The following is a 6,706-nucleotide window of genomic DNA, read 5'->3' as shown; positions in this document are numbered from 1 at the left end:
TCCTCCGTTATTGTATTCTGCAGCGTCTGCCTCGTTTTGCATCATTCCGAAAGTAGCGATACCTGCTGTAGCGATTGTAGCTGTAGCGATTTTGTTCATTTTAAAAGTCCTCCTAAATGTAATTATATAAGTAATTTATTAGTCCATATGACAAGTAAAATAATAAAGTCCCAATGACAAGTTTTTATTTTCCAATTTGTATTTTTGTTTTGCTTTGTTTTCGCAACGATTAATACTTTAGCAAAAAATATTTAGCTTGTGTGAGTTGTTAATGTTTTGTAATTTACTTCTAATAGAAAAGGATTTCTTGTAACAAAACTAAAAATTGTCAAAAGGCCGAATAATGTTGTGGTTAAGGGAATTGCGCTTGATTTATTTCTAAAAGGTTACAAGGTCGATAATATTTCTGTAATTTTACAGAAAATTAATAAAGTATAAAATAACAAAATTCCCGTCAAATTTTTCCTATATTAACCCTATAAAGCTAAAGAATGCTTTTATTAATTTTATGTATAACGACTAATTAGAATATGTCGAAATTTACACAATTAACATATTAATTCCCATTAATTTTAGGAATTTTGTTATTTTCACCGAAATTAATAAAAACTTTTATTCATTCTCATACAAAATATGTTATAATTTTACGAAAAAAGAGTATCAAATAAGAAAATATATTTATATAATCTTATTAAGCTCATTGATAATTGAATTTACTTGGGTGTTTTAAGTTTCGAGAACAGGAGATGTATCAAGATGTTAGATATGTACGATTTAAAGGCTTACCGTTCATTACAAACACGTTATATGAAAGAAACTGGTATAACAATGTTGTTTGTCGTTCACGGGAAGGGTACAGTCCGAATTAATCAGCATATTTATCATGTTAAGCGTAATCAATTCTTTGTTGTCGTACCACACGATGTATTCTTGCTTGATTTTCAAGCGGATAGTGTAGTGTGCGTACTTAAGATTCCTTTTCAAAGTATTGAGAAGCTATCATACAACCTGACAACGATATACTCTGAAGAAATCGATAATGATACATTGAAACAAGCTATCATGTCGCTTTTCAAAGAGTTGTTCGATAATCAAAATCAAATTTCCTACACCCATGATGAGACTTGTAAACGCATTATTTGGAAGATATTATTTGAAATCTCTTTGGTTCACACTGAACAACATGATTTAAAGAAAGATAAGGAATATCATACAATTCGAAACTATATTGATCAACATCACAGTGAAAAGGTCACGCAATCGATGCTTTCAAAGGCACTTTTGATGACGGAGCAGCATATTAGAAAAGTGATCAAAGATACGCTCGGAATGAATTTCCCACAATTTCTCAGAGATGTTCGGTTACAACACTGTTTATATGATGTCTTAACTACTAAGAAAAAGTTAACCGACATTGCTTACGAACATGGTTACACAAATAGTTCAAAGTTTATATCTGACTTTAAAAGCACCTATGGAAATACACCTAATCAATTTCGATTAGGCATCATGAATTTAGATATGGATGTAAATAACGGTGAGTTAGTTCCATTCGATGAACAATTTAATCAGTTATTGATGAATTCAGGGCATCATGTTTCAGCCACAAAGCCTCTGATTCACAATATAAAGACGGTTGATCGTGGAGAGATTTTGCGGCATCCTAAGTTTTTCATTAATGATTTTAAAATCGAATCTTTAAATTATTCGTCGGTTCAATCCCTGTTAATTAATTTAAAAAAGCACGCGCTTAATCTTTTTATAATTATTGATAATTGGTTTGAAACGTTTAATCATTATGAAACGACAAAAGAGCAATTATATTGGATGAAATCGCAAATGCATATTTTTAATGAGTTGCAAATTCAACCTGTCATACGAATAAACAGTACAGACGATATGGTTTTTAATCGTAAAATGGTGAACTCATTTTTTGATTGTTTATATGAATGTTTATATGAATATCAAACTTTAGACATTCATTTCTTATTTACAAATTCTTCAGTGCAAGCACTCAAATGTTACCGAGAAGTTGCTGAAGCGTACTTTCACCACGTTCCTTTTATTTACCAAACGACTTCATCAGATTTATTAGATAAACAAACACTTATTAACGTCTTGTCGTATTGTGAACATATTTGCGTTGATCTACAACAGTTTTATCAAATTCATTCATTTATACCGAATTCACAAGTTATTCTTTTAGATATCTTCAATACGAATGCCTTACCTATCGTACGTTTTGAAGATGAATTACAACAACTTCAATTATTGATGAGTTTCTATTCAGAAATTCATGGTTTTACCATTCCATTAAAGGAGATTGAAAGAGAAAAACAAAACCGATATGTAACGCGTGAACGAGAAATCACTTTAGAAAGTTTACCGCTTTTTGTGCATCTTATTTTTATGTTGCATAAGTTAAGAGGGCATATCTTATCCGTTCATGACAACTATATTATTACAGCTTATAAGCAAGAACTACAGCTTGTTATTATTCCGAAGCTTTCACATTTATATCAATCGATGAAATATATCATCCAATTCTCTGAGAAATTTCGGAAGGTAGATTGTAATGTAATGACAATTAACTTTTCAAAAGAGACGGCTGACTTAGTCAAAGAGTCGGTTTACGACAATGACCGTACGATGATTGATATAGCCAAGCAGTACCATTTCCAGACACAGATTGAAAATGAGATTAAAAGCATTGATTTTGATCATCAATCGATACAGCATTATAAATTTAAATCGATTCAATAGAAGAAAGGTGGCCAATATGGAGCAAACGTCCATTCAGCATTTCGTAAAAATAGCAAAACAAACGATGATTATTAAAGGTGTACTTAAAGATGTACACGATATGACGATTAATCACCTTAAAATTTTAACGTATTTATCAGATTATGAGGTTAATGAAGATATCAAAATTCGACCACTCCGTAGACAAGAGGGTTGGAATGACGCGCAAATGACACAACTATTAACGTATTTACAATCTAATGGTTGGTTTGATAAGAAGCGTTATTATAAAGATGAACGTCAAATCGTAATTAATTTGAATGCATCTCAACAAAAGCGTATCCATCAATTTCTAAATGAAATCAATCAACATATGTTATTACACGTCTTTGAAGAACATCCTTCGTTAACGAGTACGTATGGTGCTATTCGTTATTACTTTGATTGCGTTAATCGAATGAAGCGTATTCAAGAAAGTGTGGCGCGTAAATTATATACGTTAGATGAAATGATTATTTTATCGATGCTTTTGACGAATGAAGATTTAACGATGAGTGTGAAATCGTTAAAAATTCAGCTTGAGAGTAATACCGTAAAGGTCAATAAAATTGTGAAACGACTTGTTACGAAAGACATCATTGTAAAAGGGCGTTCGCCAGTAGACGAACGCGTCGTTCAACTTACGATTCGTGAAGAAGCAGCACCTTTATTACGTGATATCTTTACATCTATTTTAGAAAAAGAAATGTGTTCACACGTTGTTTAATTGGAAGAAAATGACAATGAGCAGGTTATCGAATTTATAGACAATCCAGTATGTGGTATCTATTTATTCGGAATAACCTGCTTTTTTGTATTTACTTCGAAAAGAAATTTCAATTGTAACTAAATCTGCAAACAAAATTATTAATTACGTTCAACCTTTCAAATTCCTTACTATTACAAGGTTTATAAATTACATATTGGTAGACTTTTTGTGAATTATGACTTTAACATTTGTGGGCTATTCAATAAAATATTAAAGTAATTATTGAATTATTAAAGGGGGCATTATAAAATAAAAATAACTTTTAAATATATCCAAGTGATTAATAGTTAGAGATAGACATATATAACTCAATGAAATACTTGGAGAAATTTCAATAGGAGTGATATATGTGAAACCATATAAAGTAAATGATATTTCCCATTTAGTACAATTGAGCTACACGTGTAAACAAATCTTTTCTACCATTAAGAAGGAACATCAACTTACATATGAAGAAGTATTTATTTTAGAATATGTATATTATGGTGAGAAAAAGAAATACGACATGAAAGAAATTACGAAAGCTGCGAATCTAAAACCATATTACATCACTAAAGCACTTCAAAAGCTGAAAGATATGAATTTAGTATCAAAGAAACGTAACTTAAAAGATGAGCGTACAGTTATTATTGAAATCTCTAAAACACAACGTGAAAAGATTAAAAAGATTATTGATCAAATCGAATCTTATTTAGTATTTGAGTAAGGCTTGAAACTTTAATCGCTACTTAAGTAGTCTTAGCACTCAAATTTAGGTATTTCTTCAGTACTGTTTCACTATCCTGTAGGTTATATGTTAGACGTAACGGCGAATGTCGTAGTAAAGAAGCCCAACCCTCGAATTTTAGTATTCGTGGGTTGGGCTTTTTTCAAATTAAAGACTGATTCAGGGAAGGGCTTTTCAAAGAGGGGAAAAATAAAATTAGTTTGCGTATAAGAAACGACCTTTCGTTAGGGCGACTTTCTTAAATATTGCTTCAATGATGATGGCAATTGCCCAATATAACAGGGCGGCAATACTATAAACTTCGATGAAACGATAGCCCTCATTCGCGACTAAATGACTATTCGCAATGATTTCTGGAATTTGGATGGCGAATGCTAATGACGTTCCCTTTAATAACATGATGAATTGGTTCTCGATGTTTGGTAACGCGTACATGAAGGCTTGTGGAATGATAATGCGACGATATAAATCGCGCTGGCTAAGTCCGACTGTGAGACCCGCTTCAACTTGCGCATCATCCACTGCGTAGAACCCACTCTTGATGGTTTCGGATAGATAAGCGGTTGCGTGCAGTGAGAATGCGATAAATGCGATAGTTAAAGGGTGCACGCTGTCTGGATTTAGGGATGTCTTGAAGACTTGGTTTAACCACATGATGAAAGCTGGCGTCCCATAATAGAACACGAATAATTGCACAATTAAAGGTGTACTTCTCATGAAAGAGTTATAGACCGTCGTGAGCTGGTGTAGGACAGGGATACGCTTGATTTGAAATAAAGCGGTCATCGTGCCGAGTATGATGCTTAATAAGAATGCACCGCATGTGATAAGTAATGTGTATGGTAATCCTTTAAAGACTTCTATAAAACTATGAATCCAGAATGACATTTATTTCACCTCAACTTGTTTTTGATATTTCTAATTTTTTATCGATGGCGGTAAGTGTCGCTTGGATGAGGATACATATGATCCAATAAATGATTGAAATCGCGACGTAAACTTCTAACATGCCAAGACCGTAGTTGTTGCCGATAATAAGGTTCACTTGACCCATCATGTCGATAATACCGATTGTGAATGCGATTGATGTATCTTTGAATAATTCTATGGTTTGAGTCGTCATATTCGGTACGCTATTTTTAAAAGCCTGTGGCAACAGTATTCGTAATAAGATGTCCTTAGGTTTCATGCCGACTGTTTTCGCCGCTTCAATTTGACCGTAATCTACGGATAAGTATGCGGCGCGCATGATTTCAGCGATGTATGCACTTGTATGAAGTGAGAATGCGAGCACGATAAACCAAAAGCGGTCTAAGTGATTGATGTTGATGCCGATTAGAAGCAACACTTGTGGTAATGCAAAGTAAACTAAGAATAATTGCAAGATGAGTGGTGTGCTTCGAATGAATGACTGGAAAATTCTTACGATGAATGACAGACCTTTAATGTTTTGAATGCGTATATAAGCGAGTACGAACCCGAATAAAATTGAAAAGACAAGCGCGAACGCGAATATGAATAGTGTGATTGGAAGTTGTCTTAAAATTTGTTTGAATAAATCAATCCATTCTAAAAATGTCATTGTGCTTTCTCCTCCAATTTATCTTTTTTCGCGTTCAATGTCTCAATATCTTCAAATACGTCTATGTTCATGTATTTTTGAGATAGCTTTTGTAGCTTACCTTCTTGATGAAGCTCTTTCGTTGCTTGATCGATATCATCGTGTAAACGTTGCTCATCTTTGTGATAGACGATATGAAGCGGTTCTTTTTTAACGATGCCACCAATTTTAGTTTTGGTATGTATCGCTTTTTGGACGGCGCTATACGTATTCCAGTTGATGAGCATGGCATCTCGTCTTTTATCTTCAATCATCTGAAGATTATTGCCGTTAGATGGTGATTGTAAAGTATCAATTTTAATCTTCTTATCGTGTGTTGCGTTATGCGACATTAAGATGGAATATAAACCACCACTTGGTGACATAGGCGTTAGACGTTTGTCATGAAGGTCACTTAGCTGATGAATATCTTGGTTTGATTCATGAACGGCAAGCATTGGTAACGCGTAACTATAAGGGACATCTTGGTATAAGAATTTTTGTTCACGTTCCTTTGTTTTAAAGAACCAGTTAATCGCCATGTCATATTTCTTAGAACCTAATCCGACTAAGTTCGATTCTTCTTCACCTAATTCATATTTAAAGCGATATTGAGGTAGCTTCTCCTCGAGCATCTTCATGTATTCCATATCTAGCCCTTTGTATTGGTTATGTTCATCTGTGTAAAAGTAGGGCGGATTGACTTCTGCTGATAAAGCAACTTTGATTGTTCTAGGGTTATCTTTTGTCGCTTTTTGAGTTGAGTTGGCGCCGCAACCAGAGAGTATGACGGCGAATATCAATAGCAATACAATGCGTTTCATAGGGA

At 33.5% G+C, this 6,706-nt stretch carries 6 protein-coding genes and 1 pseudogene; 3 read left to right on the top strand and 4 right to left on the bottom strand.

Going from position 1 to position 6,706, the window contains the following annotated elements; translation table 11 throughout:
* Positions 1 to 99 (bottom strand): annotated as a pseudogene (locus tag A33S_RS12295) (CHAP domain-containing protein); the annotation flags it as partial.
* A 657-nt stretch (positions 100 to 756) separates the two neighbouring features.
* On the opposite strand from A33S_RS12295, the gene A33S_RS0109120 reads away from it, so the two are divergent.
* From A33S_RS0109120 to A33S_RS0109110, 3 genes are all read left to right on the top strand, one after another.
* Positions 757 to 2,763, top strand: coding sequence for an AraC family transcriptional regulator (locus A33S_RS0109120; protein WP_009382853.1), 2,007 nt, complete (start codon positions 757 to 759; stop codon positions 2,761 to 2,763).
* A 16-nt stretch (positions 2,764 to 2,779) separates the two neighbouring features.
* On the top strand, positions 2,780 to 3,508 hold the full coding sequence (locus tag A33S_RS0109115) for a transcriptional regulator, SarA/Rot family (RefSeq protein WP_009382851.1): 729 nt from the start codon (positions 2,780 to 2,782) through the stop codon (positions 3,506 to 3,508).
* Positions 3,509 to 3,899: 391 nt separating this feature from the next.
* Complete coding sequence (locus tag A33S_RS0109110) at positions 3,900 to 4,256, top strand: transcriptional regulator, SarA/Rot family (protein ID WP_009382849.1); 357 nt, start codon at positions 3,900 to 3,902, stop codon at positions 4,254 to 4,256.
* Positions 4,257 to 4,472: 216 nt separating this feature from the next.
* Here A33S_RS0109110 and A33S_RS0109105 read toward each other — a convergent pair whose 3' ends face one another.
* Genes A33S_RS0109105 through A33S_RS0109095 form a run of 3 tightly spaced genes read right to left on the bottom strand, consistent with a single transcriptional unit; the run spans position 4,473 to position 6,701 of the window.
* Positions 4,473 to 5,165, bottom strand: a complete 693-nt coding sequence (locus A33S_RS0109105; RefSeq protein ID WP_009382847.1) for an amino acid ABC transporter permease — start codon at positions 5,163 to 5,165, stop codon at positions 4,473 to 4,475.
* A gap of 10 nt (positions 5,166 to 5,175) precedes the next feature.
* Positions 5,176 to 5,859, bottom strand: a complete 684-nt coding sequence (locus tag A33S_RS0109100; protein ID WP_009382846.1) for an amino acid ABC transporter permease — start codon at positions 5,857 to 5,859, stop codon at positions 5,176 to 5,178.
* On the bottom strand, positions 5,856 to 6,701 hold the full coding sequence (locus A33S_RS0109095; RefSeq protein ID WP_009382845.1) for a transporter substrate-binding domain-containing protein: 846 nt from the start codon (positions 6,699 to 6,701) through the stop codon (positions 5,856 to 5,858). Before A33S_RS0109095 ends, A33S_RS0109100 begins: the two co-directional genes overlap by 4 nt.
* Between the last annotated feature and the right edge of the window lie 5 nt (positions 6,702 to 6,706).

Source organism: Staphylococcus massiliensis CCUG 55927 (assembly GCF_000298075.1).
In the GTDB taxonomy this organism is placed as follows: domain Bacteria; phylum Bacillota; class Bacilli; order Staphylococcales; family Staphylococcaceae; genus Staphylococcus; species Staphylococcus massiliensis.
This window is presented reverse-complemented; position numbering and strand designations above follow the sequence as displayed.

Excerpts from the sequence above, each read along its gene's own strand:
- A33S_RS0109115 (WP_009382851.1), top strand. The coding sequence starts at position 2,780 with ATGGAGCAAACGTCCATTCAGCATTTCGTAAAAATAGCAAAACAAACG.
- A33S_RS0109105 (WP_009382847.1), bottom strand. The coding sequence starts at position 5,165 with ATGTCATTCTGGATTCATAGTTTTATAGAAGTCTTTAAAGGATTACCA.
- A33S_RS0109100 (WP_009382846.1), bottom strand. The coding sequence starts at position 5,859 with ATGACATTTTTAGAATGGATTGATTTATTCAAACAAATTTTAAGACAA.
- A33S_RS0109095 (WP_009382845.1), bottom strand. The coding sequence starts at position 6,701 with ATGAAACGCATTGTATTGCTATTGATATTCGCCGTCATACTCTCTGGT.
- A33S_RS0109120 (WP_009382853.1), top strand. The coding sequence starts at position 757 with ATGTTAGATATGTACGATTTAAAGGCTTACCGTTCATTACAAACACGT.